This window comes from Actinomadura rugatobispora (genome assembly GCF_055379765.1).
Genome location: NZ_AP029191.1, coordinates 7,598,099 through 7,620,499 on the forward strand (window position 1 = coordinate 7,598,099; position 22,401 = coordinate 7,620,499).

The 22,401-nt window shown below is 65.8% G+C and carries 27 protein-coding genes; 6 read left to right on the forward strand and 21 right to left on the reverse strand.

Annotated features, from left to right (window positions below):
• Positions 1-24: 24 nt before the first annotated feature.
• The 5 genes from ACZ466_RS34030 to ACZ466_RS34050 form a co-directional block, all read right to left on the reverse strand.
• Positions 25-213, reverse strand: a complete 189-nt coding sequence (locus ACZ466_RS34030; protein ID WP_353832870.1) for a helix-turn-helix domain-containing protein — start codon at positions 211-213, stop codon at positions 25-27.
• Positions 214-377: 164 nt separating this feature from the next.
• A complete protein-coding gene (locus ACZ466_RS34035; RefSeq protein ID WP_378287629.1) occupies positions 378-2,105 on the reverse strand; it encodes a cell division protein FtsK in 1,728 nt (575 codons plus the stop codon).
• A gap of 59 nt (positions 2,106-2,164) precedes the next feature.
• A complete protein-coding gene (locus tag ACZ466_RS34040) occupies positions 2,165-2,467 on the reverse strand; it encodes a hypothetical protein (RefSeq protein WP_378287630.1) in 303 nt (100 codons plus the stop codon).
• Between the two features lie 70 nt (positions 2,468-2,537).
• A complete protein-coding gene (locus ACZ466_RS34045) occupies positions 2,538-2,726 on the reverse strand; it encodes a hypothetical protein (protein ID WP_378287631.1) in 189 nt (62 codons plus the stop codon).
• Between the two features lie 222 nt (positions 2,727-2,948).
• Entirely contained in the window at positions 2,949-3,098 is a 150-nt protein-coding gene (locus tag ACZ466_RS34050; protein WP_378287632.1) for a hypothetical protein, read from the reverse strand.
• Positions 3,099-3,275: 177 nt separating this feature from the next.
• Between ACZ466_RS34050 and ACZ466_RS34055 the strand changes: the two genes are divergently transcribed.
• Both ACZ466_RS34055 and ACZ466_RS34060 read left to right on the forward strand, forming a co-directional pair.
• On the forward strand, positions 3,276-4,019 hold the full coding sequence (locus tag ACZ466_RS34055) for a helix-turn-helix domain-containing protein (RefSeq protein WP_378287634.1): 744 nt from the start codon (positions 3,276-3,278) through the stop codon (positions 4,017-4,019).
• A 3-nt stretch (positions 4,020-4,022) separates the two neighbouring features.
• Positions 4,023-4,505: an NUDIX domain-containing protein gene (locus ACZ466_RS34060; RefSeq protein WP_378287635.1), complete on the forward strand. Its 483-nt coding sequence runs from the start codon at positions 4,023-4,025 to the stop codon at positions 4,503-4,505.
• Positions 4,506-4,520: 15 nt separating this feature from the next.
• On the opposite strand, the gene ACZ466_RS34065 is transcribed toward ACZ466_RS34060, so the two are convergent.
• The 5 genes from ACZ466_RS34065 to ACZ466_RS34085 all read right to left on the reverse strand — a co-directional run bounded on the left by ACZ466_RS34065 (position 4,521) and on the right by ACZ466_RS34085 (position 8,650).
• Positions 4,521-6,749, reverse strand: a complete 2,229-nt coding sequence (locus ACZ466_RS34065; RefSeq protein ID WP_378287637.1) for an NACHT domain-containing protein — start codon at positions 6,747-6,749, stop codon at positions 4,521-4,523.
• A gap of 106 nt (positions 6,750-6,855) precedes the next feature.
• Positions 6,856-7,422, reverse strand: coding sequence for an HD domain-containing protein (locus ACZ466_RS34070; RefSeq protein WP_378287638.1), 567 nt, complete (start codon positions 7,420-7,422; stop codon positions 6,856-6,858).
• Positions 7,423-7,471: 49 nt separating this feature from the next.
• Entirely contained in the window at positions 7,472-7,927 is a 456-nt protein-coding gene (locus ACZ466_RS34075) for a winged helix-turn-helix domain-containing protein (protein WP_378287639.1), read from the reverse strand.
• A gap of 1 nt (position 7,928) precedes the next feature.
• Positions 7,929-8,285, reverse strand: a complete 357-nt coding sequence (locus tag ACZ466_RS34080) for a hypothetical protein (RefSeq protein WP_378287641.1) — start codon at positions 8,283-8,285, stop codon at positions 7,929-7,931.
• A gap of 86 nt (positions 8,286-8,371) precedes the next feature.
• Positions 8,372-8,650: a hypothetical protein gene (locus ACZ466_RS34085; protein ID WP_378287643.1), complete on the reverse strand. Its 279-nt coding sequence runs from the start codon at positions 8,648-8,650 to the stop codon at positions 8,372-8,374.
• 436 nt (positions 8,651-9,086) lie between these two features.
• Between ACZ466_RS34085 and ACZ466_RS34090 the strand changes: the two genes are divergently transcribed.
• Positions 9,087-9,548 (forward strand): hypothetical protein, encoded by a 462-nt coding sequence (locus tag ACZ466_RS34090; RefSeq protein WP_378287645.1) that lies wholly within the window; start codon positions 9,087-9,089, stop codon positions 9,546-9,548.
• Between the two features lie 27 nt (positions 9,549-9,575).
• Here the strand turns inward: ACZ466_RS34090 and ACZ466_RS34095 are convergent, their stop codons facing one another.
• The 5 genes from ACZ466_RS34095 to ACZ466_RS34115 all read right to left on the reverse strand — a co-directional run bounded on the left by ACZ466_RS34095 (position 9,576) and on the right by ACZ466_RS34115 (position 13,600).
• Positions 9,576-11,018, reverse strand: a complete 1,443-nt coding sequence (locus tag ACZ466_RS34095; protein ID WP_378287646.1) for a hypothetical protein — start codon at positions 11,016-11,018, stop codon at positions 9,576-9,578.
• A gap of 4 nt (positions 11,019-11,022) precedes the next feature.
• Entirely contained in the window at positions 11,023-11,616 is a 594-nt protein-coding gene (locus ACZ466_RS34100; protein ID WP_353821829.1) for a hypothetical protein, read from the reverse strand.
• Positions 11,617-11,851: 235 nt separating this feature from the next.
• Positions 11,852-12,427: a DUF2637 domain-containing protein gene (locus ACZ466_RS34105; RefSeq protein WP_378287649.1), complete on the reverse strand. Its 576-nt coding sequence runs from the start codon at positions 12,425-12,427 to the stop codon at positions 11,852-11,854.
• On the reverse strand, positions 12,420-12,641 hold the full coding sequence (locus ACZ466_RS34110; protein WP_378287650.1) for a hypothetical protein: 222 nt from the start codon (positions 12,639-12,641) through the stop codon (positions 12,420-12,422). Before ACZ466_RS34110 ends, ACZ466_RS34105 begins: the two co-directional genes overlap by 8 nt.
• 407 nt (positions 12,642-13,048) lie before the next feature.
• Positions 13,049-13,600: a TetR/AcrR family transcriptional regulator gene (locus tag ACZ466_RS34115; protein ID WP_378287652.1), complete on the reverse strand. Its 552-nt coding sequence runs from the start codon at positions 13,598-13,600 to the stop codon at positions 13,049-13,051.
• Positions 13,601-13,669: 69 nt separating this feature from the next.
• Between ACZ466_RS34115 and ACZ466_RS34120 the strand changes: the two genes are divergently transcribed.
• Complete coding sequence (locus ACZ466_RS34120; RefSeq protein WP_378287654.1) at positions 13,670-15,046, forward strand: amidase; 1,377 nt, start codon at positions 13,670-13,672, stop codon at positions 15,044-15,046.
• Here the strand turns inward: ACZ466_RS34120 and ACZ466_RS34125 are convergent.
• The 6 genes from ACZ466_RS34125 to ACZ466_RS34150 form a co-directional block, all read right to left on the reverse strand.
• Complete coding sequence (locus ACZ466_RS34125) at positions 15,033-15,785, reverse strand: glucose 1-dehydrogenase (protein WP_378287655.1); 753 nt, start codon at positions 15,783-15,785, stop codon at positions 15,033-15,035. The genes ACZ466_RS34120 and ACZ466_RS34125 overlap by 14 nt on opposite strands.
• Positions 15,772-17,838, reverse strand: coding sequence for an acetate--CoA ligase family protein (locus ACZ466_RS34130; protein ID WP_378287656.1), 2,067 nt, complete (start codon positions 17,836-17,838; stop codon positions 15,772-15,774). The genes ACZ466_RS34125 and ACZ466_RS34130 overlap by 14 nt, the downstream gene beginning before the upstream one ends.
• Positions 17,835-19,409, reverse strand: a complete 1,575-nt coding sequence (locus ACZ466_RS34135; protein WP_378287658.1) for a class I adenylate-forming enzyme family protein — start codon at positions 19,407-19,409, stop codon at positions 17,835-17,837. Before ACZ466_RS34135 ends, ACZ466_RS34130 begins: the two co-directional genes overlap by 4 nt.
• Before the next feature lie 54 nt (positions 19,410-19,463).
• Positions 19,464-19,808 (reverse strand): VOC family protein, encoded by a 345-nt coding sequence (locus ACZ466_RS34140; protein WP_378287659.1) that lies wholly within the window; start codon positions 19,806-19,808, stop codon positions 19,464-19,466.
• Complete coding sequence (locus ACZ466_RS34145; protein ID WP_378287660.1) at positions 19,805-20,206, reverse strand: Zn-ribbon domain-containing OB-fold protein; 402 nt, start codon at positions 20,204-20,206, stop codon at positions 19,805-19,807. Before ACZ466_RS34145 ends, ACZ466_RS34140 begins: the two co-directional genes overlap by 4 nt.
• Before the next feature lie 65 nt (positions 20,207-20,271).
• A complete protein-coding gene (locus ACZ466_RS34150) occupies positions 20,272-20,976 on the reverse strand; it encodes an endonuclease V (RefSeq protein ID WP_378287661.1) in 705 nt (234 codons plus the stop codon).
• Between the two features lie 61 nt (positions 20,977-21,037).
• On the opposite strand from ACZ466_RS34150, the gene ACZ466_RS34155 reads away from it, so the two are divergent.
• Together ACZ466_RS34155 and ACZ466_RS34160 are read left to right on the forward strand one after the other, a co-directional pair.
• Positions 21,038-21,661, forward strand: coding sequence for an isochorismatase family protein (locus tag ACZ466_RS34155; protein ID WP_378287663.1), 624 nt, complete (start codon positions 21,038-21,040; stop codon positions 21,659-21,661).
• The gene (locus ACZ466_RS34160) at positions 21,661-22,401 is read left to right on the forward strand and encodes an SDR family NAD(P)-dependent oxidoreductase (protein WP_378287665.1); all 741 of its coding nucleotides are present in this window, start codon (positions 21,661-21,663) and stop codon (positions 22,399-22,401) included. Before ACZ466_RS34155 ends, ACZ466_RS34160 begins: the two co-directional genes overlap by 1 nt.

The window sequence follows — 22,401 nt, forward strand, 5'->3', positions numbered from 1 at the left end:
CCGGACGGGCCTCCCGTGCGGGTGTCAGCGCTTGGCCTCTTCGAGGGAGGGCTCTTCCAGGGAGGTGACGAACTCGGCGAGGTGCCGGTCAGTGATGCGGCGCAGCTTGCCGATCTTGATGCTGCGGAGTTGGCCGGTGCGGATCAGGAAGTAGACCTTGTCCCGTCCGATGCTGAGGATCTCGGCCACTTGCTCGACGGTGTACGCCTGCAGGGGACACCACCTCCTCTCACCCGGGCTTCGTCCCGGGGCCGTGCGCGGATGTGGGTGGGGATCATCTCCTCGGTTGCGGTGTGTGCTCGTTTCTCGTCTCGTCTCATGGACGTCTCAGCCGCCCATACGTACAGACGCGTGCGCGAGACGAGACGTTGAGACGATTACGGGGTGTGATCGGACGCCTTGTAGCGGCCTCGTCCGACTTGGACGGCGTGGCCGGCCTTCACCAGTTCGGCGAGGCGCCGGTAGAGGGTGGGACGGCTCAGCCCGGTGAGCATCAGCAGATGGGCGATCGGGAGGCCCTCCTCTGGCGCACCGTCCAGGGCCTCCCTCAGTGCTGTCTCGGCGTGGTCTTCACGGGACGGCGCTACGAGGACGGACGGCTCAGAGACGGGCGCCATGTGTGCCTCGTCCAGCGCGCGTAGCGAGACCTCGTCCAGCGTCGGCCGGATGGACGCGTGGCGCTCTGCTGTCTCGGCAACGGTGGCGTCCGTGAGCAGGTAGGCGCGGCCTCGCCGAGGTGTGTCGTGTTCGGGTGCGGAGAGCAGGAACTTGCCGGGGGCGTTGAGGGTGTGGGCGTGCCATCCAGCGCTGAGCATCCCTTGCCCGAGGATGAGATCGACGTCCTTGCGTTCCCGGACGCGGAAGCTCACGCGGACGTCCATCTGTGACCGGACGGCCCCCTTGCCCATGGCCTTCTGCGTAGGCCGCTGGGTCGCCGCAATGAGCGTCACGGCGACGGCGCGCCCCCGCCGCGCGATCGAGTCGGTGTCGCTTGCGGCGTCGGGAGCGTCATCGGCGAGTTCGGCGTACTCGTCCACGACGATGACGAGCGCGGGATGCTCCGGCGTCGGATCCCACACGCGCCGCCCGTTGGCCGTGAGCCATTCGGCGCGAGCCTCCAGGACGGTGACGGCGTCGCGCAGCATGGCGCGGGCTTGCTCCGGTGTGGTGGCGAGCCGATCGATACAGGATGCCCACGGCTGGAGCTCCATCCCGCGCTTGAGATCGACGGCCCAGATAACGACGTCCCGGCATGCGCTGAGGTTGCCCATCAGGACGTTGATCCCGCCGCTCTTCCCGGAGCCGGCCACGCCCCCGAAGAGGCCGTGGCGTCGCAGCAGCAGAACACGCGCGCCGGTCGCGTCCTCGAACGGGCCGAGGTCGATCGGTTCGGTGATGGAGGAGACGGACGGTCCCGGCCACGGGATCGCGTCGGCGTGCGGGTCCCTGTCGAGCACGCGCAACTCGAACCGGTTGGCCTTGCCGTCGCGCGTCGGTGCGACGCGTACAGCACCCCGGAACGTCCCAAGCGCCGACTCGATAGCCGGAACCTTGGCGATGACGTCCTGGATCGTCTGGCCGCGTGCCAGGGCGAACCGTGCGCGCCATCCCCACACGTCCACCACCGCGGATTGCGCGCGCGAGCCAGCAAGGCCGACGTCCCGCGCGATCTCCGGCCACGCGGCTATCTGCCGGTCGACTCGCACTCTGGCGCGCCGCCTCCGGTGCGCCCACCACGGCGCGGCGAGCGCGATTACGCCCCCGGCAAGCATCCCAGGAAGCGGCGAGACCGTGGGCCCGAGTGCAGTAGCCGCAGACAGCCACCCACCAGCCCCCATCACGACGCCAGCGGCATACAGCCGCTCGATTCGCGGAGAGAGGCCCAACCTCTCGCCGAACATGGCGAGTGCCCACGCAGCCAAAGAGGCAAGGGCCAACAGCCACGGCCACCACTCCGGATGGGTGAGATGTAGGACCGTACCTCCCACGGCAAGCGCGGCCACCAGGTAGACCGGCCCCAGCTCGGACCGGTACCGCCACAGGGCCCGCGCGAGGAGCACGCCGGCCACGTCCGGGAACTGGTCGTCACGGTCGATGATCACCATGGGCTGCAACCCACTGCGCCGCATCTTCTGGGCATGCCGTCGCATCTGACGCGTCCGGCTCATGAGCGCCCCCAGGACTCCGGGGGAAGGTGGCCTTGCGCGCGTAGTTCATCGCGCAGGTAGTACAGCGGATCCGGTTCGCCGTCGCGGTCGGCTCGGAGAGTGGCTCGCCCCGCAGCCGCCAGATTCGCGCGGTCCCGCCGGACTTTCGCGAGCAGGGACGAGAGCCGGGAGATTTCGGAGAGGAGTTGGGGAACATCGGCGAGCGCGGCGTAGAGCCGCGCCCACAGATCCTCGATGGACGGCATCGCCTCGGAAAGGCTGGAGAGGATCTCACGCGCTGCGAGGCTCCGCGTACGCACCTCTTGATGTTGACTTGGACATGCGGCGGTGTATCAGGCACCAAGGCATCCCTCCCTTCGGTAGGGGACGTCAGTGCTGAGAAAGGGACCGGACGAGGACGGCCACCAGGCGGCGGATTTCCGGCGCGGCGCTGGTCGCGGCGAGGAAGAACCCGAACAGCAGGCACACCGCGATGTGCCAGCCGCGAAGTCCCATGTACCGCCACGCGACCCACACCACGGCGCCGAGGATCGCCACCAGGGGAAGAGAGACGTTCACTGACGTACCTCCTCACAGCCACGGGACGGGGTATTGCGGGCCGCGCCCGCGGCGGAGCCACCGGGCGCGGGCGCGGCACTTGCGGCACCTCCGGCTACCGGGCTCGACGCGTGCGCCACAGGGGCACGTGTGACCGGTGATGGCGCGAGGCATCCGCATGGTCACCGCCCCGCCGGTACGCGGGCCGGCATGTCGTCACATGTGCGGGTGCTGAGCACTCGCCTAGAGGCGGTGCCGACGCGGGGACGTCTCGGCGAGCCCTCGCGCGGTCCGGCGCTCTTCGGCGTGGATGCCGATGACGAGCATCGCGAAGATTCCGCAGGTGGAGCCAGCGAGGAAGACGGCGAGGATCGCTGCCAGAACGAGGATCATCTGTGACCACTCCTCTCGTAAGGCCCGTATCCGGCGGGGACGGTCCGGGCGGTCGGTGTCTACGAGAAAGAGAGTGCGCTTGACCTGCGGGACGAGATCACTACATGACTGGACGTGTTCATGACGTCCTCATAGGCTTGACCGCGTCCTAGGACGTCCCGGAATCCGGACGGGTGCATGCCGAACGAACGCCTACGCGCCGCTCTACTAGAGCAGGGCCTGACTATCGCCACGCTCGCCGAGTCACTCGACGTTGACCCAAAAACGGTAGAACGGTGGATAACCAAGGACCGCACCCCCTACCGGCGGCATCGCTACGCAGTAGCTTCGCGATTGGGCGTAGACGAGACCTTCCTATGGCCGGACGCACTCTCTAACGAGCAGGTCACCGCAGCGTCCAGCAGCGAACTAGTGACGATCTACCCGCACCGGACATCCGTCCCGAGGGACGCATGGGGACGTCTCTTCGCCACCGCCAAAGAAGAAATCGGCGTCCTGGTCTACTCCGGCCTCTTCCTCTCCGAAGACTCCGGCATCCAACGCACGTTCGCTGAGAAAGCGGAGGCCGGTGTCCGCGTCCGTATCCTCCTCGGCGACCCGGACAGCCCACAGGTAGCCGAACGAGGCGACGACGAGGGCGTAGGCGACGCCCAGGCCGCAAAGATCCGCAACGCCCTGGTCCTCTACAAGAACCTGCGCAGGCAAGACGGCGTCGAGTTCCGCTTTCACCGCACGGTCCTCTACAACTCCATCTACCGTGCCGATGACCAGCTCCTCGTCAACACCCACGTCTACGGCGTCACCGGCCCCCACGCCCCCGTCTGGCACCTACGCCGCATAGCCGGCGGAGATCTGGTCAACACCTACCTAGAGAGCTTCGAACGCGTCTGGGAAGGCGCCACACCCATCGCGGGGGACTGACGCATGGGCCGCAGAATTGACTACTACGACGACCCCAACGCCCCGAAGGCCAACAGCCTCGTCCCCTCCGTCAATGTCGTCGTCGAGAATGACAAAGGCGAGATCCTTATGATCCGTCGCACTGACAATGAAAATTGGGCGCTCCCAGGTGGGGCTATTGACCTGGGAGAGTCTGTTGCCCAAGCCGCCATTCGGGAAACCAAGGAAGAGACCGGCATTGACGTAGAGGTCACTGGTCTAGTCGGAATCTACAGTGATCCGAAACACGTCATTCGCTACACGAGCAACAACGAAGTTCGTCAGGAGTTTTCTATTCTGCTTGCTGCGCTTCCATTTGGAGGCCGTATGCGGAGAAGTGCAGAATCAAGTTCGGTGGAGTGGGTTCCGATCGATGCGAATCTTCTCAGCAGACAAATGGATCAATCCATGAGAAGACGAATCACGAGATACTTGCATAAAGGGTCGAGTCGAGTCGAGATCGCCTGAACTGTCGAGCCTTTGCTAGATATGGAAACTGTTCGGGCTTTCCAAAGCTTGCAATGCCGCTGCGCGCCGACCCTTAACTGGCACGTATATTATTTTGCCGCGACTCGATACCGGATGAAGCCATCCGTCTGAAACGAGTCTATTTAGTACGTTGGGAACCAGTTCGCGGCTCGCCATATCTAGGCCGCGCGATAGTGCTTCTTCTTTGCGGCCACTGCCCGGTTGATTGTATACCTTTTTGAGAACGGTAAGTGCAACCCTTCTCTCGGGCGAAATTTTCAGGTCCATTATCCCGGAGGTTGTTTCTGATACCGTGGAGAATTTCTCCACTTCGCAATCAATGAAGTTCTCTTTCAGCCATGATGGAAATCCAGACATTCCGTCAACGTAGCCAAAAATGCAGCTTTGGAAGGTAGGATAACGTTCTCCTCTGGAGATCCCCGACAAATCCAGGACATCGATCAGGCTGTCGCGAAAAATAGTTCGCGAGAGTACTGGGTCGTCGCCGTTAATAGCGAGGAATGGGACGATTACGCCCTCGACCAAGAATCCGTGACGGACTTGCTCGTCGGTCGGATTTAGTTCACTGCTTACCCTCAAGGAATCCGCCAAGACAGCATCAAACTGGTGATTGTCCTGACGTCGGCTAGCTGCCGCAAGGGCGGTTGATGCGGGAACTCGTTGTTCAAGCAACGCTGATGCCGCGATTTCCACTCCGAGGCTATTTGCTGCCGTACCCCAGGACGCGGTGCGAGAGAGGGGATGGCCCTCGTAAGGCGATACTAGGTAAGTTGCGAGGTCTTCGCCGTAAGCGGTCTCCGCTAGATTGCGGTCCGCAAATACTCTCTGTTCTTGCGTGCCAGCGTAACCGCCGATAGCGAAGCCTGGCAAACGCAGAAGCAGCTGAATTCCCTCCTCGTCCGCCTCACGCCCATTTATGTCGGCGAAGGCAGATTTCATCATTTCCATGTCAACAGGGCCGGTTTCTTGTCCCTTGGACCGTGCAAGAGTGGCAAGGCGAGAGACGATTAGTCTTATTGTTTCTGGCCGCACGGCAGTGTAGATACGAGATTCCCGTTGGCAAATTGCATGGAAAAGTTTGCGCCATGCGTCTGCTTGAGTGGTATTACTGGCATCTATGTCTGTAAAAGAGCCCATGGCTATTAGATAGCCGATAAGCAGTGGGCGTGTAGGCATCCATTCAGGCACTTTCCATTTGACGCCCGCCAGTTCGAGATAATCTGCAACCTGCTGTTGGTCGAAATCTTGAAGAGAGATAATTTCGGACTCTGACTCGAAACCCAGCGTATCGGCCATCTCGAATGGTGAAGAGAAGTAGTGTGACCTACCGCAAGCGATAATGCCTGCCCCATGCGGGGTTTCCTCGACTAGACGCCGTATTGGTGATAGGGCTTCCCAGCGGACTCCCTTGAGGTCAGATGCGCTACCCAGCCACCGCGAGGGGACAATCTCATCGAATCCGTCCAGTAGGAGGATGCAGGCACCGGCACGCCATGCCGAGATGAGACTCCTATCATCGGCGAATCCGATCTCTTCCGCGTGGCGGCGCAGAATTTCGGAGGGGTATCGCAGTCCGGTGCAATCACGCAGGTTGATGTGCACGGGGAAAGGCGTGAGTCTGTTACCCTTAAAGTAGCGCTTGCGTAGTTCGAAGTAGATTTCACGAAGGGCATGGCTTTTGCCTACACCAAACTCTCCAGTGAGTAGGTTCCTGGAACCCGAAATAAGCTTTTCGGAAAGTTTTCGAACAGTTAGCTTTTGGCTATCGTGCCGAGTGAACGACACTTCGACCTTTGTCTGCGGAAGTGCCTGTTGAGAGGCATACACGATGCTCCCAAAGGGAGCGTTTTCGCGCGCTGCCAGATAGGCTTCTGAGTCACACAAGCGCTTGTATAGTGTTGCAATGCTAATTGCATGTACCGTAACGTGCTTATTCTTGAGGAGAACTGCAATCGCCTGGCGTTGATCTGCTGTAGGTTCTTCTCGTGTGACAAACCATCCAGTAAAATTCTTGTAAGAATTTTCGGGTCTCTTGTGGAGGGTTTCAATCAGCTCAATGATCTTCTTGGCGTCTTGTGTTGCTTTGTCTTTGGTGCGCGATACTGTGAACTCGTAAATATGAATTGATTCGTTAGTGATGAAGACCGCGTCCCGCTCTTTCCCTCCTTGCATGCTTGCACCTTGGGTGTCGGTTGGATCATGGATCGCCCGAGCGAGCTTCAAGGCTCTAACCTCAAACTCGGCGCCTGTCTCCCCATGCATAGCGTCCGCCATTCATCGAGCAAGTCAGCTGCGGTCTCGGGTGAGCAGCTGCTGCGGATTGCTCAGTTTAGGCGGTTCGTTGGGATATGAGAAGACTCTGGTGAACTACCTGCACCGACCCGACGAGTGTGGGATGTGCAACTTGGATAGCTTTTGCTACTATATGTCCGTTTCCGTAGCGGGCTAGAACCTCGCTGATCCGTTCCTCCACTGAGAGCCGATCGCCGCCTGGGCCGGTGGTCATGTCGCAATAGGTGAGAGGAACACTCAGAGAGGGAGGTTCTGAACCAAACTCCTGAATGAGGTCGTGAGCTAGTCCGCGTTCGTGTGCTTCGACCAAGGCGCACGAGTGGTGGGCGACAAGACGAGACAGTTGTTCGTGGGTGTCGTGGATTTGCCGGAGGTATCGGGCGCCGTCTAGTGGGTGGAAGCCTGTGCTGATGAGACCAGGGGCGTAGCCGATGTCGTGGAGCCAGGCTGCTGCCTCTAGGAGGTCGGCGTTTTCCCCGAGAAGGGGAGCGAGCGTGCGGGCCTGATGGGCTACGCCTTGGGTGTGTGCCCAGCGGCGGGGGAGTGGGATCTCTAGCTGACTGCGCGCGAGGTCGCTTGCCCAGGCCGCGGTGTTCTTCTTCATGAGCTCGACGCTACGAGGATGCGGGTGGACGTCCACGGGCACACGGGGGTCATTTTGGGACGTCCTGGCTGACGTAACGTCCCTTGCCGTGCACACACGTGATCAGGCCGGCGGTTTCGAGGGCAAGGAGGGCTGCGCGGGCGGTGGAGCGGGATACGTCGTGGCGTCGGGCGAGTTGCTTCTCGCTGGGGAGCGCGTCTTCCGCTTGGAAGCGTCCGGTCTCGATCTGGTGGCGCAGGCTTGCGGCGATGTGCTCTGTACTCGTGCGCGGTTGGGTGTCGGGGTCTGGGACAAATCGGCCCACGCCAGCGCGGACGGTGATGAGTCCTTCGGCTTGTAGGACTGACAGGGCCCGCCGCACGGTGTTGCGGACGACGCCGAACTCGGCGCAGAGGGCGGCTTCGCTCGGTAGGCGGGCGCCTGGGGTGTAGCTGCCATCTGTGAGGCGGTGCCGTAGCACGCGGGTGATGTGCACGTGGGTGCCCCATGCCGTGCGGCGGGTCATGTCAGTGCTGCTCGTCTCTCAGGGGATCGAATGCCGCCGCAACCCAGGGTTGGAGCAGGATGTTCAACTTGTCCGCGGCGAGGCAGAGGCGTTTGCGCGGCGTGAGCCATAGGCCGGTGCTGGACAGGTACCACCAGGTGCCCTTGCCCCAGGCCACGGAGATGCTCTCGCCGATGGTGGGCGCGCCTTTGGAGTAGACGCGTAGGAGCGTGTGGGGAGTCTCGGTGCGGAGTTGAGTCGTCCAGCCGTCACAGCGCAGGACGAGGGCGAGACGCGTGAGGTGCCAGCATGCGCGCCATGGACCGCTGTAGGTGGGCGGAGGGAGCGCGGTCGGTGCGTTCGAGGGAAGCAGCACCAACCGCGCCACCTCCTCCCCACCCCATGAGGCCGTGCTCCCCATCACGGCCTCCTCCGGTGACAGTTGCGGGGCTCGCTCCCGTGCCATCACCGGGTCCTTGGGCGCGGGTTCTTGGCGCGCTCGCCCTCGTGGACGAGGGCCTCACGCAACGCGGCGGGGTTCGATGCGATCACCGTCGGATCCACGCCGGCGCGCGGGTCGTGCAAGCTCGCCACCCAGTCCCCGAGACGCCCGTCCCACCGGGTGGCGCGCCATATGCGGTATCCGGTGAAGTCCCGGCGCAAGTCGGCGAGCGCCTTCTCTGCCGCCTCTGCTTCGGCTTTGACGACATCGGGAGTGGTCTGAGGGGGCTGTTCGGTGGACATGGGGTGGGCTCCTCGTCTTGCGGGTTCGTTGGTACGAGGTGGCGTGTTCGCCTGTGTCCTGAGCCTTCCGTCCGGTACGGGGACCTCTCTATCGGCATCCAGGGACGTCTAGGGACGTCTTCTGTTAGCGTCGGTCATGCGTCGTTCTCACTTGCATCGCGGGAGGCCCGGTGAACGACTTGTTGCGACGTGCCCTTGCCGACGCGCACCTGACCGAAGCCGACGTTGCGGCGCGGTTGCGTGTGGACCCCAAGACCGTCCAACGGTGGGTCGCCGGGCGCGTGCCCTACCCACGCCACCGAACGCGGGTCGCCTCACTGGTCGGACGAGACGAGGCCGACCTGTGGCCGCACCTCGCCATGACGAACGTCCGGGTAGAGCCACCAGCGATCGACGTCTTGGCGACCTACCCGCACCGATGGCCGTGCCTCGTCCGGTGTGGCATCAGCTCTTCCGGGCCGCGCGCGACGAGATCGGCGTCCTGGCCTACGCGGGACTCTTCCTCGCCGAAGACATGGGCATCATGCGCGTGCTCGCACAGCGGGCGCGCGCCGGCGTCGCTGTTCGCATCCTGCTCGGCGACCCGGATGGCGCGTGCGTGGCCGAGCGCGGGAGCGACGAGGGCGTAGGCGAATCCATGGCCGCGAAGATCCGGAACGCCCTGGTCCACTACCGCGCCCTACGCGAGGTGGCGGGAGTTGATATCCGGCTTCATGACACCGTGCTCTATAACTCCGTCTACCGCGCCGATGACGACCTACTGATCAACCCGCACGCCTACGGCATCGCCGCAGCCCACGCTCCTGTCCTTCACTTGCGGCGGACAGAAGACGGTGACATGGCGAGCACGCACCTGGAGAGCTTCGAACGCGTTTGGGCGTGCTCCTCCAGTGTATGACTCAGGGCCCTTTGCAAGGAAAAGGGCTTAATCCAAGTCTAGATCTAGGTCCAGCTCTTGCTGTTCAGCGGCCCCAGATTGAGCGAGAGAAACGTTGAGATTTTCAAGGTGGGCATCATCTTCTTCACGCAATTTCATTAGAATGGGGAGGGCAAATTTGGAGATGTTCCCTACCGCGAACGTGGCGCTCGTTTGGCCAGACGCTGTCATCGTATTGAAGTCGCAGATCAGTCGACTTCCTCCGGGAAGGGCAAGTGTGGCTCGGCTGACGCGTACGGTCGGTTGACCTACCAGTTGCGCGATTCTCTCATCATGCAGGACATCCTCTCCTGCCTTAGATGAATAAGAAATGAGGCGATCGCCGGTGTCGAGCTTCAAGTTTCCAATGACAGTCCCATGACTGTCAGCTCTATCTCTGACGTCGTCGAGAGAAGGTCCGTCTTGCCTAACGCTCTTCGGTAGGTCGTTGATACTGTTCGGTGCGATGTGTGCTTCCCAGCCGTCCCCTCTGAGAACAATGCATCCGCGAGAGGTGATCCAATAAGGGGTGGAAGTCTCGTGTTCTTCATCGAGTCGGCGCTGCCCGCGGAAGACCCGCATTGCTTTAGCGAGGAGAACATCGCTGTTCGCTGTAATTAGAAGCTGAAAGTTTGTCGAGTAGGCTTCTATTTGTAGACGTCCGATCTGGGTCGCCGTGATCCCGCGCCCGATCCTGTGCCAAAAGTCAGTGCTTCTTGTAGGAACGTTCTCTATGAGAAATTCAATATCCCCTTCGCTCATCGCCCCAGCCAGGTCAGGCGAGCCAGGGAAATGCGAAGCGCTTCCGCCGTGACCCTCCCAAACAGATTGCAGCACGCGACTGATTCGGCCAGCTTGCTCGGGCTGAAGCAGAGAAGATACTAGGTTAGTGGCTTGGCGAGTTTTTTCTAGATTGACAAACTCGGCTCCGTGGAATCCTTCCACAGTCTTCGAGATAGCTTCACGCGTCGTCTTTTCATCCAGGAGGCCTCGTCCTCCTCGAAGTACAGCTTGGGCCATCAGTCCTGCGGCTGGCTCGCTGGCATTTCGCTCACCAAGTTCGCCGATTGCTCTTGGGTCGGCAACTAGGGTGTCACTGCTAACGGCGAGCTGTCGTAGCTCATCAAAGCTCTCTCTATTTCCGTTATCAAATGCAGTGTTCAGTGTGATGACAAGTGGCTTGCTGGGAGAGATCCATTCGAGATCTTCGGTGAAGTAGGTTGGCGCAGGACTCGGCCGAAGAAAAACCAATCGCTCTCGATTCTCGCGCGGCCAGTGCATAACGAGATCGGGTGCAATGGTGTTGTTAAAATACTCGGTGTGACGTACCTGTGCGCCGGTATCTGTTTGCTCTAGTTGGCCAGTGATCGCGGTTTTTATCGCAGCAACTCTGTCGTCAGGGGAAGGATGAGAAAAAGCCACTTCTAGGGCGCGGGAAAGAACTTGAGACACTTTCTTATCCTTCGTTCACCTTCATGAGCTTCAGGACTTCTCCGTGATGTTCAGGAGAAAGGACCAACTGCAACTGCTTGTCGCACAGAGTTATTAGCCAAAGTCTGTCCGCAACCGCGCTAACGGCGGCCACGTCCAGAAGCGCGAGGGCCTGTCCCTGATCGTCCGTGTCAAATATTCTCTTCCTCTCGTGGAGAACAGACTCCTTTACTGTCGCGGCTGTCGTGTGGTGATCCCATTTTCGCGCCTGGAAAGGCGACCAAGAGATCCATAGAAAATGATCACAGAGTTGAGGCTTTTTGGTGAATGCTACATAGCATTTGGCGAGGAAGGATCGATAATGCTCGGGCAGATTGCTCTCGCTTTTGTAGTTCTTGATCTCGGCAAGAAAATATTGTCCTTCTAGTTTTTCGCCGCGAAACTGCCCGCCCAGGTCGAATGAGAATGAATTGTCGTGTGGCCAAGTGAATTCTAGTAGTTCTTTTAGTCCAAGGTCTTCGTGGGACCATGCTTTAGCGACTCGGGTTGACTTGTCCAGCCATCGCTTCGCATTGTGAAGACCAATTTGGCCGATTAGCTGTGAATCCTCTCCCGCCATAGCAATCGATTGTATATCTCGTCTGTCCTTTAAAAGGTGGCCACATTGGGTCAGGAGCATCTTGTGAACCGATCTGTTTTGTGAGGCGTCGGGCTGGGTATTGTAATATATCCACCCGAGTCTGCTGGATTTCGCAAATCGATGGGACGGCGGTGGGGTTTACACCGATCTATGAGGGCGTGGGAGGGCTGCACCGCCGAGGCCTCCTGTGCGTCAGCGGTGCAGCCTTGTATCTCTAGATCGGCTCCGAGTTCGTGTTCATGATGACCCGCTTGACCCTCCGGCGGTCGATGCCGTGTTTCTCTGCTAGGTAGCGCTGGGAAAGGGGACGGCCTGGGCCGTCCAGGCTCGCCCTGTACTCGTGCAGTACCGCTTCTTCTGGCGTTTGCTCCACTTCGGTGCGCTGCTCGTTCTGGGTGAGGTCTGGGCTGGCTGCGGCGCGGGTGAGGGTCATCAGGAGTTCGAAGCTCCCGACGAGGGCGAGGGCCGGCCAGGCGCTGACTATCGCGCCTATGGGGCCGTGGGTCGCGCCGTGCGCCACGTTGGCGCCTACCGTGGCCACGATGCCTACGGCGAGGCTCCACTTGGCCAACGGTGGTGCGGGGTGCTTTCGGCGGCTGGCGTCCAGGATCACCATGGAGGCTGCCCAGATGAGGCCGTCAACTGTGAACGGGACGAGGCGTGCCGTTGGGCCGGACTCGCCGTGGGAGTGGACCAGTTCGTAGGCGTGGCGGTACGAGATGACGGCTGCCACCGTGGCTACCGCCACCACGGCGAGCGCGGTTGTGATGCGGATGAGGCGGTCAGTCACGGCTCAGCTCCCGTCGCAGGTCCTGGGCGCACGGGTCGTCTTCGCCGTGGGTGATGAGGCGTTCGGCGAGCATCAGGGCCGTGATTGCGGTGTTGCGGTCGACGGGGCGTGGGCATGTGGTGACGTGCCAACCACAGTCGGTTCGCGTGGCGGTGACGATGACCTTGCCGGCTGCTGTGGCGGTCATCCTGGTTGCGGTGATTTCTAGGGCCATGGGTGTGGCCTCCTCCCTGCTGAGAGGGGGGAGCCACGGGAGCCAATCCGGGGAGCCAGCGTCAGTCGGTTTGATGCGACGGTGCTGGACGGGCCTGGACTGGTCCCGTGGGCTCCTTCCCTTGTTTTCGCAGGTGAGCGGCTCCCTGGTCGACTTCCCCGGACGGTGCCGGACGGGGCGCGAATAAGGCTGACTCAGGGGTTCCCTAAGTGAGGCTTAAGGGAGTTCCGGTGGGGGGTGGGGGGATCTAGCGTTCTGGGTGTCACATCGGAGACACGGCGGAGGTGCACAGGCGGAAGCAGAGCGAACGTCGGCTGAGGTTCCGACTGAGGTTCCTGATTGAGACTGGTTTCTGGCTCGTACGGCCTTGTAACCCCGCTCTGGGGCCGTACGGGCCAGAAGCCTTTTCAGGGGAGGGCGCCCCGCAGGAGGAGGCGGAGGGCGTCGGCGGTGCCGGTGGCGGAGGTGTCGCCGGTGGCCAGGCGGCGGACGGCCAGGCCGTAGAGCATCGTGACGACCGCGGGGGCGTGGCGTTCGGGGTCGGGGATGCCCAGCGTGTCGAGGATGGCGGTGGCGAGGCGGTCGTAGGCCTCCACGGAACGGGTGGCGGTGGCCTGGACGGCGGGGTCGCGGGCGGCGTGCAGGTGGAGTTCGAGGTTGGCGATCTGCTCCGGGCCGTGGGCGAAGTCGACGATGGCCTTCTCGACCTCGTCGGCGGCCTGGTCGGGGCCGGCGCCGTGGAGGCGGGCGGCGCGGGCGGTGACGCGGGCTATCTCGCCGTCCACGAACGTCTGGAGGGCCTCGCGGAGGAGATCCGACTGGCTCGGGAAGTGGTAGGTCAGGGAGCCGAGGGAGACGCCGGCCGTGCGCGCCACGGCGCGGTTGGTCACGGCGCCGACGCCCTGCTCGCCGATCAGGCGCAGGGCGGCTTGCAGGATCCGCTCGCGGGGTGTGGTCACGGTCGCACAGTCTTTCGCATCGGAGACGTCCAGCGTATCGTTCGTTCGAACGAACGAGAGGGGTTGTGCGTGCTCGGGTTGCGGGAGCAGGCGGTGGCGTTGGGGCGGGGTGAGGTTTCGGCGGAGGAGCTCGTTGCCTCGGCGTTGGAGGCCGCCGAGGAGGGGTGTGATTTGGGGGCCTTTCGGGTGGTGCGTCACAAGGCGGCGCTTCTAGAGGCTCGGGAGGCTGACCGGCGGTTGGGGGCGGGGGAGCGGCTGCCGTTGTTGGGGGTGCCGGTCGCGATCAAGGACGATACGGATCTGGCTGGGGAGACCACGCCGTTTGCGGTTGGGGGGCGGCATCCCGTGGCTGAGAGGGATGCCGAGGTGGTGCGGCGGTTGCGGGAGGCGGGGGCGGTGATCGTCGGGAAGACGACCACGTGTGAGGTCGGGTTGTGGCCGTTCAGTGAGTCTTCTACCGGGTGTGCCCGCAATCCCTGGGATGTTGCCCGTACGCCTGGTGGGTCTTCGGGTGGGAGTGCGGCGGCGGTGGCTGCGGGGATCGTCGCGGGGGCGGTGGGGTCGGACGGGGCGGGGTCGATCCGGATTCCGGCGGCCTGGAGCGGGCTGGTGGGGATCAAGCCCCAGCGGGGGAGGGTGTCGGGCTATCCGCACACCGATCCGTTTTACGGGTTGACGGTTTATGGGCCGCTGGCGCGGAGTGTGGGGGATGCGGCGTTGTTGTTGGACGTGCTTACGGGGAGTCATCCGGAGGATGTGCATCGGCTGGATGCGCCCGTTAAGTCTTTTGAGGAGGCTGCGCGGGTTGAGCCTCAGAGGTTGCGGGTGGCGGTTTCGTTCCGGATGGCGCTCGGGGGGAAGCTGGATCCGGAGATACGGGGGGCCGTTGAACGGGTTGCGCGGAGGCTGACCGCGTTGGGGCACAAGGTGTTTCCCGCCGATCCCGACTATGGGCCCGTGGGGCTGGGCCTTGTGCCGCGGGGGACGGCGGGTGTGGCGGACTGGGTTGAGGCGATGGAGGAGGGTGTGTTCGAGGCTCGGACGCTTGCAGAGGCGCGTTTGGGGCGGGTTGTCGGGCGGAGGCTGCTGCCTGTGGCGAAGTGGTTGGAGCCTCGGTTGCAGAGGAGGGTGGGGCGCATTTTTCGGTATGCCGATGTTGTGCTTACGCCTACTACTGCGCAGATGCCCTTGCGGGTGGGCGAGTACGAGGGGGTGGGGTGGCGCAAGACGCAAGGAGGCGTTGCGGCGGCCTGTCCCTATGCGTGGCCCTGGAATGTGCTGGGGTGGCCCGGGGTGAACGTGCCTGCCGGGCTGAGTAAGGGGGGTCTGCCCATTGGGGCGCAGTTGCTGGGGCATGACTCGGACGAGGCGATGTTGATCTCGCTGGCCGCACAGCTTGAGGCGGTCGAGGGGTGGACGGAGCGGTGGCCTGCTAGAAGCCTGTGACCAGGCCGCCGTCTACCAGGACCTCGCTGCCGGTGCAGTACGAGGAGTCGTCGGAGGCCAGGAAGACGAGCAGGCCGGATACTTCCTTGGTGCCGCCCAGGCGGCGGAGGGGGAGGTTGTCGAGGATGGCCTCGGCGCGGTGCGCGGTGGCCTCGACGACGTCGTGCTGCATCGACATGGCGGTGATGATGCCGCCCGGGTGGATCGAGTTGACGCGGATGCCGTACTGGCCCAGTTCGCGGGCGGCGGACTTGGTGAGGCCGCGCACGCCGAACTTGCTGGAGCTGTAGGCGGACATCCCGGCGGCGCCGATGAAACCCTCGGTGGACGAGACGTTGATGATGGAGCCGCCGCCGGAGTCGCGCAGCGCCGGGGTCGCGGTCTTGATGCCGAGCCACTGGCCGACCAGGTTGACCTCGATGATGCGGCGGCACTCCTCGAGGGTCATCTCCTCGATGGTCTTGTGCTTCATGATCCCGGCGTTGTTGACCAGGACGTGCAGGGCGCCGTGCGCGTCGACGGCGGCGCGGACGGCGGCCTCCCAGTCGGCGGGTTCGGTGACGTCCAGGTGCACGTAGGCGGCGCCGTCGAGGTCGGCGGCGAGCTTGGCGCCCTCCTCGTCCAGGACGTCCCCGAAGACGACCTTGGCGCCCTCGTCCACGAAGCGGCGGACGTGGGCCTTGCCCATGCCCCGCGCGCCGCCGGTGATCAGGGCGACCTTGCCGTCAAGCTGTCCCATGCGCGCTCCTCTTGCCCGCGGTCACCGCCACCGAGGCGGCTTCCATGTTCCTGTAGACCGGTACGCCGGATGCCCGCGCCAGCTCCCGGACGGCGTCCTCCACGCCGGGTGGGGCGCATTCGGCGTTCCGGATGACGAGGGTGATCCGGGTGGCGGCGAGTTCCTGTTGCAGGGCGCCGACGCTGCGCGTGTACGCGAGGAGGGGGTCGGCGCTGTCGCCGAAGGTGAAGAAGCTCTGCACGTTGACGTGTGCGATGACGTCCGGGTAGGGGTGGGCGGCCAGGATTGCCGTTACCGCGCGCTGTATGAGTTCGGGGTTGCCCTGGGGGCCGACCGGGATTTCCAGGGGGTTGGCCAGCGAGCTGCCCGCGCCTAGGCCGAGGTCGCGTAGGGCGGCGGTTGCGGGGGCGGGGAGGGGGGACAAGTCCAGGCCGGCGGTGTCGAACACGTCGGCCGCTAGCACGCTGGCTCCGCCGCTGGGGCCGATGACGAGGACGCCGGGGTTGTCGGGCGCGGGGCGCTGGGCGTGCAGGTCGAGGAGGTCCAGCGCGCCGATCAGGTCGTCCTGGCTGGTGACGAGGGTGATGCCGGTCTGCTCGGCCAGCGCGGACCAGACGCGGGTGTCGCTGATCATTCCCCCGGTGTGCGAGGCGGCGGCCTTGCGGCCCTGCCCGCTGCGTCCCCCGACCAGGGCGACGACGGGTTTCCGTAGGGTGGTGAGCGCCTCGTAGAGGCCGCGGCCGTCGCGCGGGTCCTCCAGGTAGAGGCCGATCACGGCGGTGTCGTCGTCGGCGGCGAGGAAGCGGAGCAGCTCGGCGGGGGTGACGTCCGCGCTGTTGCCGACGGTGGCGACCTTGGAGAAGGCCAGTCCGCGCCGTTCGCCGACCTTGATGACCTCGCCCGCGAGGCCGCCGCTCTGCGAGACCACCGCGATCCGCCCGGGACGTCCCTGGGCGCCGCCGAGGAACGTCTGGCCGCCCGCGGGAGAGTAGACGCCCATGCAGTTGGGACCCAGGAGACGCACGCCTGCGGTTTGGGCGGCGGCGAGCAGGTCCTCTTCGAGGGTGGGTTCGCCCATTTCGCGGAATCCGCCGCTCATCACCTGGACGAAGGGGATCCCGGCCGCCTCCCGTACGACATCGGCGCAGCGGGCGGCGGGCACCGCGACCAGGGCGTAGTCCACGTCCGCCCCGGAGAGGGACGGCACGCAGGGCACGCCGTCGATGTCGGGCGCGGTCGGGTGGACGGCCACCAGCCGCCCCGTGAAACCGGCGGCCTTGTAGAAGTTCAGGAACATGTTCCCGAAGCCGGGCCTCTTCGTGGACGCCCCGACGACGGCCACGCCGCGGGGGGCGAAGAGTCGCTCGAAGTCCGTGTCACGGGTTTTCTGGGAGGGGGCGGGGGGTTCTTCGGTTGTGAGGAGGCGGGCGTCTACGGCTACCGCTCCGGAGGGGCCGCAGATGACCGGGTTGAGTTCGAACTCGGTGAGTCGGTTGTCTAGGGATTCGACGACTCCGCCTGGGCCGCCTACTGCCAGCAGGACTTTGACCAGGGCGTCCCTGTCGACGGGCGGGCCGCCTCGGAAGCCGTCCAGGAGGGCCCGGCCGCGCAGCTCGTCCAGCATCGAGCGGGCGTCGGCCTCGGTGATCGGGCACAGGCGCAGCGCCGTGTCCCGCAGCACCTCCGTCCAGACCCCGCCCAGCCCGGCCAGCAGGACGGGACCGAACGCGGGGTCGCGCACGGCGCCCACGATGACCTCGACGCCCGAGTCCGCCTGCTCCTCGACCAGGAAACCGTCCGGGACGATGCCGCGCGCCAGCATCTCTGCTGCTGCTTCGGCCGCGGCCCTTGGAGAGTCCAGGCCGAGGCGGACGGCGCCCGCGTCGCTCTTGTGCAGGAGTCCGGGGCCGTACGCCTTCACTACCAGGGGCGGCGCCAGGCCGGCGGCGGCGGCCTGGAGGGACGCCGGGTCCGGGGCGGTCGCGCCGCGCGGCACGTTCACGCCGAACCCGGAGATCCACTCCTTGACGGCGTGCTCAGGCTGCGTGCTCACCGGACGCGGTCGGCGTACTGGTCGCGGATGCCGCGGCGCAGCAGCTTGCCGGGGCCGCCCGAGGCGTCCTGGGTGTGCGGCAGCTCGGAAGCGACGACGACCGTGTCGGGCGCCTGGTGGGCGGGCAGCCTGCCGGCCAGCGCGGCCTTCACCGCGTCGGCGTCCAGGGAGGTGTTCGATCGCGGCACCACCGCGACGAGGATCTTCTGCTCGACCGCGTCCTGCCCCTCCGGGTGGGCGGGGACGCCGACGACGCCGGCCTCGGCGACGCCGTCGACCTCGATCGCCGCCTCCTCGATCTGGACGGGCTGGGACCACTGGCCGCCTTTCAGGATGGAGTCCTCCCGGCGGCCCAGCACGTACACGAAGCCGTCCTCGTCCATCCGGCCCAGGTCGCCGCCGACGTACCAGCCGTCGCGCAGCACCTCGGCGGTCTTGTCCGGCTGCTTGTCGTAGCCGGCCATGACGTTGGGCCCGTTGAGGTTGATCTCGCCGACCTCGCCGACGACCCGGGCGCCGGACGGGTCGGTGACCCGCACCGCGCACGACATCCGCGCCCGGCCGACCGAGGAGATGTCCTGGCTGCCGTCGTCATGGCGCCCGAAGCAGGTGTAGGGGGCCTCGGTCTGCCCGTAGTAGCTGTAGATGGCCGAGCCGGGCACCCGCTTCATGATGCGCTCGCGCAGGGCGGGCAGCAGCGGCTCGCCGCCCAGCACGATCGCCTTGAGGGACGACAGGTCGACGCCCTCGTGCTCGTCGGAGCCGAGCAGCGCGGAGAAGAAGCTGGGGATCAGGCTGACGTGGGTGACCTTCTCCCTCGGGACGACCTTGAGGAAGTTGGACGGCCCCCAGTCCTGCTCCAGCACCAGCGTCATCCCCGCGTAGAAGGCCGGGCCGACGAGGGCGGGGAAGCCGATGCCCCAGATGATGGCGCCGGTGCCCATCACCGAGTCCTGGTCGCGGTCGACGTCCAGCCAGATCTGGGCGCTGGCCAGCGAACTGGCGTGGGTGTGCATGACGGCCTTGGGCAGGCCCGTGGTTCCGGAGGTGTAGTAGAGGGCGCACAGGTCGTCGCCGTACCCGCCGAGCGGCGGCTCGGCTTCGCTCGCCGTTTCCGCCAGTGCGTCGAGGTCGACCGAGCTCTCGGCGGGGCCGCCCACCCGCAGCCACAGCTTGACGCCCGGCAACTCCGGCCGGATCTCCTCGATCAGCTTCTCGACGGTGGCGTCGTACACGAACGCGGTGCACTCGGAGTGCTCCACGACCTGCCGCAGCGTGTCGGCGGGCCAGTACGGGTTGAGCGCGGCCACCACCGAGCCGATCTTCATCTGGGCGAGGTAGACCTCGGCGACGTGCAGCGTCTCGTTCATGAGGGAGGCCACGCGGGTGCCGGGCTCGACGCCCGCCGCCAGGAGCGCGTGCGCGACCCGGTTGACCTTCCGGTTGAGCTGGTCGTAGGTGAAGCTCTGCTCGCCGCAGTAGGTGAGCGCCGTCCGGTCGGGGGCGCGAAGCGCGTTCGCGGTCAGGATCGCGTGGGCGTAGTTGCTGTAGGGGGAGTTCACTCGCGCCATGGCTCGTCTCCTTGCCGGGTGGTCACAAGGGGCCGTGTGTGGGGGTGAGGGGGTCTAGGTGCGGCTTGCGTAGAGGACGAAGGGGTTTCCCGCGGGGTCGCGCAACACGGCCCGCACCTCGTGGGGGCCTTCCTCCGGGCCGCGGACGAGCCTGGCGCCCGCCGCGGTGAGCTTGTCCGCCATGGCCGCGACGTCGTCCACCTTGAACGACACGGCGGGTTCGCCCCCGGTGACGTCCTCTTCAGGGCCGGCTATGGCGAAGGTGGTGCCGCCTCCGTCCAGTGCCGCGAACCGGCTTCCGTCCTGGAACTTCACGGCCAGCCCCAGGGCGTCGCGGTAGAAGCGGACCGCTTCTTCCACGTCCCTGGCGCCGTAGAGGACATTGCCGATCCGGGTCATGACGCGGGCCTCCAGTGGGGGATCGGGCCGAAGCCTTCGAGCTCGCCGAAGTGCACTTCCACCGGCATCCCGATCCGTACGGACTCGGGCGGGCAGCCGGTGACGTCCCCGAAGACCCGGGCCCCCTCGGGCAGGTCGATCCACGCGACGACGTAGGGCGGGTCGAAGCCGGGGAGGAACGAGCGGTGCACGACGCTGAAGGTGTGCACGGTCCCGCGCCCGCCCACCGTCGCGTACGGCAGGTCGGCGGCGCCGCAGTAGGGGCACCGGGGCTCGGGGAAGTGCACGTACCGCGCGCATCCGGCGCAGTGCTGGAGCGCCAGCTCACCGCGCCCGCAGGCGGCCCAGTAGGGCTCGGTGCGCGGGTTCGGCGCTGGTACGGGGCGCGGCTGGTCCATCGCGAGCCAACCTAGCGCACGCTTGGTTGACGGACAATACCCCGCTCCGCGGCCGCGCGGCCACCTCAGGACGGCAGCAGGCCGGCCAGGGCGTCGCGGGACAGGCGGTCGGCGCGGCGGGTCGTCTCCGGCAGCCTGAACTCCGGGCTCAGCGCCAGCGCGACCCGGCACGCCTCGTCCAGCCCGATGCGGTGGCCCACGGACACGAACACCGGCTTGACGCCCTGCCGCGTGCGCAGCACCCGCCCGACCACCTCGCCGCCGTCGCGCAGCGGCCCGGCCGAGCCCCGCTCCTCGCCGGGCGGGTCGTACGCGCCCACGAACGGCCTCTTGGCGATCCCGAGCGACGGCAGCCCGGTCAGCACCCCCAGGTGGCACGCCAGGCCGAAGCGGCGCGGATGGGCCAGCCCGTAGCCGTCGCACACCAGCAGGTCCGGCACGGTGTTCAGCCGCCGCAGCGCCTCGACCAGCGCGGGCAGCTCGCGGAAGGCGAAGAGGCCGGGCACGTACGGGAACGCCGCCGTGCCGGTGACGACCGACTCCTCCACGACCTCCAGGGAGCCGGCGTCCAGGACCACGACGGCGGCGGCCAGGCGGGCGGCCGTCCCGTCGTCGCGGCCGTCGCCCGCGTAGGAGACGTCCAGCCCGGCGACGGTGCGCGGGGAGACGGGGGCGGGGTCGTCCAGGTCGAGCAGGGGACGGAGCCGGTCCTGGATCGCCCGGGCCTCCTCGGGGGTGCCGGGCCACGGATGCAGGTCGCGTACCTCCATGCAGGGAACGCTACCGTTCCGCCCCCGGACAGACTCCCAAGCAAGTGCTAGATTGCGTGATGTGGCGATCGATCTTGCCGAACTGGCCGGACCCGGGCACACCGCGCTGCTGGTGATGGAGATGCAGCGCGGCGTCGTCGGGGACCTCGCCAAGTTCCCCGAGCTGGTGAAGACCTGCGCGGAGCGCGGAGTGGTCGGCAACGCCGCGCGCGCCGCCTCCGCCGCCCGCGCCGCGGGTGTACGCGTCGTGCAGTGCACCGCCGCGTTCCGCGCCGACCGGGCGGGCAGCCATACCGACAACGCCCCGTTCATCAAGGGGCTGCTCCGCGACCCAGGGCACATGCTGGAGGGCACCGGCGCCGTCGAGGTCCTCCCCGAACTGGACGACCCCGCCGACCTGGAGGCCCGCCGCTACCACGGCTTCTCCCCGTTCACCGGGACGTCCCTGGACCAGACCCTGCGCTCGCTGGGAGCGCGCACCGTCGTGGTCATGGGGCTCTCCCTCAACCTCGGCATACCCGGGCTGTGCCTGGAGGCCGTGAACCTGGGCTACCGGGTCGTCGTGCTGACCGACGCGGTGGCGGGCATGCCCGCCGAGTACGGGGACGCGGTCATGGCGAACACCATCAGCCTGCTGGCGGCCCGGGTGACGACCGACGACCTCATCGCGGCATGGAGGACCTGATGGAAGGGACCGCCCTGGCGGGACGCACCGCCGTGGTCACCGGCGGCGCGGGCGGCATCGGACGCGCCATATGCGCAGACCTGGCCGCGCTCGGAGCGCGCGTGGTCGTGGCCGACCTCGACCTGCCCGCCGCTCAGGAGACGGCCAAATCCCTCAGCGGCGACTGCGCCGCCCTCAGGGTCGACCTGGGGGACCCCGCCGACATCGACCGTTTCGCGGCCGAGACGGGTTCCGCCGACATCCTGGTGCACAACGCCGGCGTCAGCATCGTCGGGCCGTTCGTGGAGAGCGACCCCGACCACTGGGACCTCATGTGGCGGATCAACCTCCGCGCCCCGATGCTGCTGACCCGGGCCCTCCTCCCCGCCATGACCGAGCGCGGCTGGGGGCGCCTGGTGTTCATCTCCTCCGACGGCGCGCGCGCCGGGTCGGGCGGCGAGGGCGCCTACTCGGCCACCAAGTCGGGGCTGTTCGGGTTCGCCAAGACCCTCGCCCGCGAGGCGGCGCGCGGCGGCGTCACCAGCAACGTCGTCTGCCCCGGCCCCACCGACACCCCGATGGTCCGGACGGTGTCCGACCAGCACCCCGGCCTGCTCGACAAGCTCGCCAAGCAGATCCCGCTGCGCCGCATAGGCCGCCCGGACGACATCGCCGGACTCGTCGCCTTCCTCTGCACCGACCGCGCCGAGTACATCACCGGCCAGACCATCTCGGTCAGCGGCGGCATCACGATGCATTGA

What these genes read in the sequence shown, in the direction of transcription:
- ACZ466_RS34035 (WP_378287629.1), bottom strand. Translation starts at nt 2,105, where the DNA reads ATGGTGATCATCGACCGTGACGACCAGTTCCCGGACGTGGCCGGCGTG.
- ACZ466_RS34050 (WP_378287632.1), bottom strand. Translation starts at nt 3,098, where the DNA reads ATGATCCTCGTTCTGGCAGCGATCCTCGCCGTCTTCCTCGCTGGCTCC.
- ACZ466_RS34055 (WP_378287634.1), top strand. Translation starts at nt 3,276, where the DNA reads ATGCCGAACGAACGCCTACGCGCCGCTCTACTAGAGCAGGGCCTGACT.
- ACZ466_RS34060 (WP_378287635.1), top strand. Translation starts at nt 4,023, where the DNA reads ATGGGCCGCAGAATTGACTACTACGACGACCCCAACGCCCCGAAGGCC.
- ACZ466_RS34070 (WP_378287638.1), bottom strand. Translation starts at nt 7,422, where the DNA reads ATGAAGAAGAACACCGCGGCCTGGGCAAGCGACCTCGCGCGCAGTCAG.
- ACZ466_RS34075 (WP_378287639.1), bottom strand. Translation starts at nt 7,927, where the DNA reads ATGACCCGCCGCACGGCATGGGGCACCCACGTGCACATCACCCGCGTG.
- ACZ466_RS34085 (WP_378287643.1), bottom strand. Translation starts at nt 8,650, where the DNA reads ATGTCCACCGAACAGCCCCCTCAGACCACTCCCGATGTCGTCAAAGCC.
- ACZ466_RS34100 (WP_353821829.1), bottom strand. Translation starts at nt 11,616, where the DNA reads ATGGCGGGAGAGGATTCACAGCTAATCGGCCAAATTGGTCTTCACAAT.
- ACZ466_RS34110 (WP_378287650.1), bottom strand. Translation starts at nt 12,641, where the DNA reads ATGGCCCTAGAAATCACCGCAACCAGGATGACCGCCACAGCAGCCGGC.
- ACZ466_RS34125 (WP_378287655.1), bottom strand. Translation starts at nt 15,785, where the DNA reads ATGGGACAGCTTGACGGCAAGGTCGCCCTGATCACCGGCGGCGCGCGG.
- ACZ466_RS34135 (WP_378287658.1), bottom strand. Translation starts at nt 19,409, where the DNA reads ATGGCGCGAGTGAACTCCCCCTACAGCAACTACGCCCACGCGATCCTG.
- ACZ466_RS34140 (WP_378287659.1), bottom strand. Translation starts at nt 19,808, where the DNA reads ATGACCCGGATCGGCAATGTCCTCTACGGCGCCAGGGACGTGGAAGAA.
- ACZ466_RS34145 (WP_378287660.1), bottom strand. Translation starts at nt 20,206, where the DNA reads ATGGACCAGCCGCGCCCCGTACCAGCGCCGAACCCGCGCACCGAGCCC.
- ACZ466_RS34150 (WP_378287661.1), bottom strand. Translation starts at nt 20,976, where the DNA reads ATGGAGGTACGCGACCTGCATCCGTGGCCCGGCACCCCCGAGGAGGCC.
- ACZ466_RS34160 (WP_378287665.1), top strand. Translation starts at nt 21,661, where the DNA reads ATGGAAGGGACCGCCCTGGCGGGACGCACCGCCGTGGTCACCGGCGGC.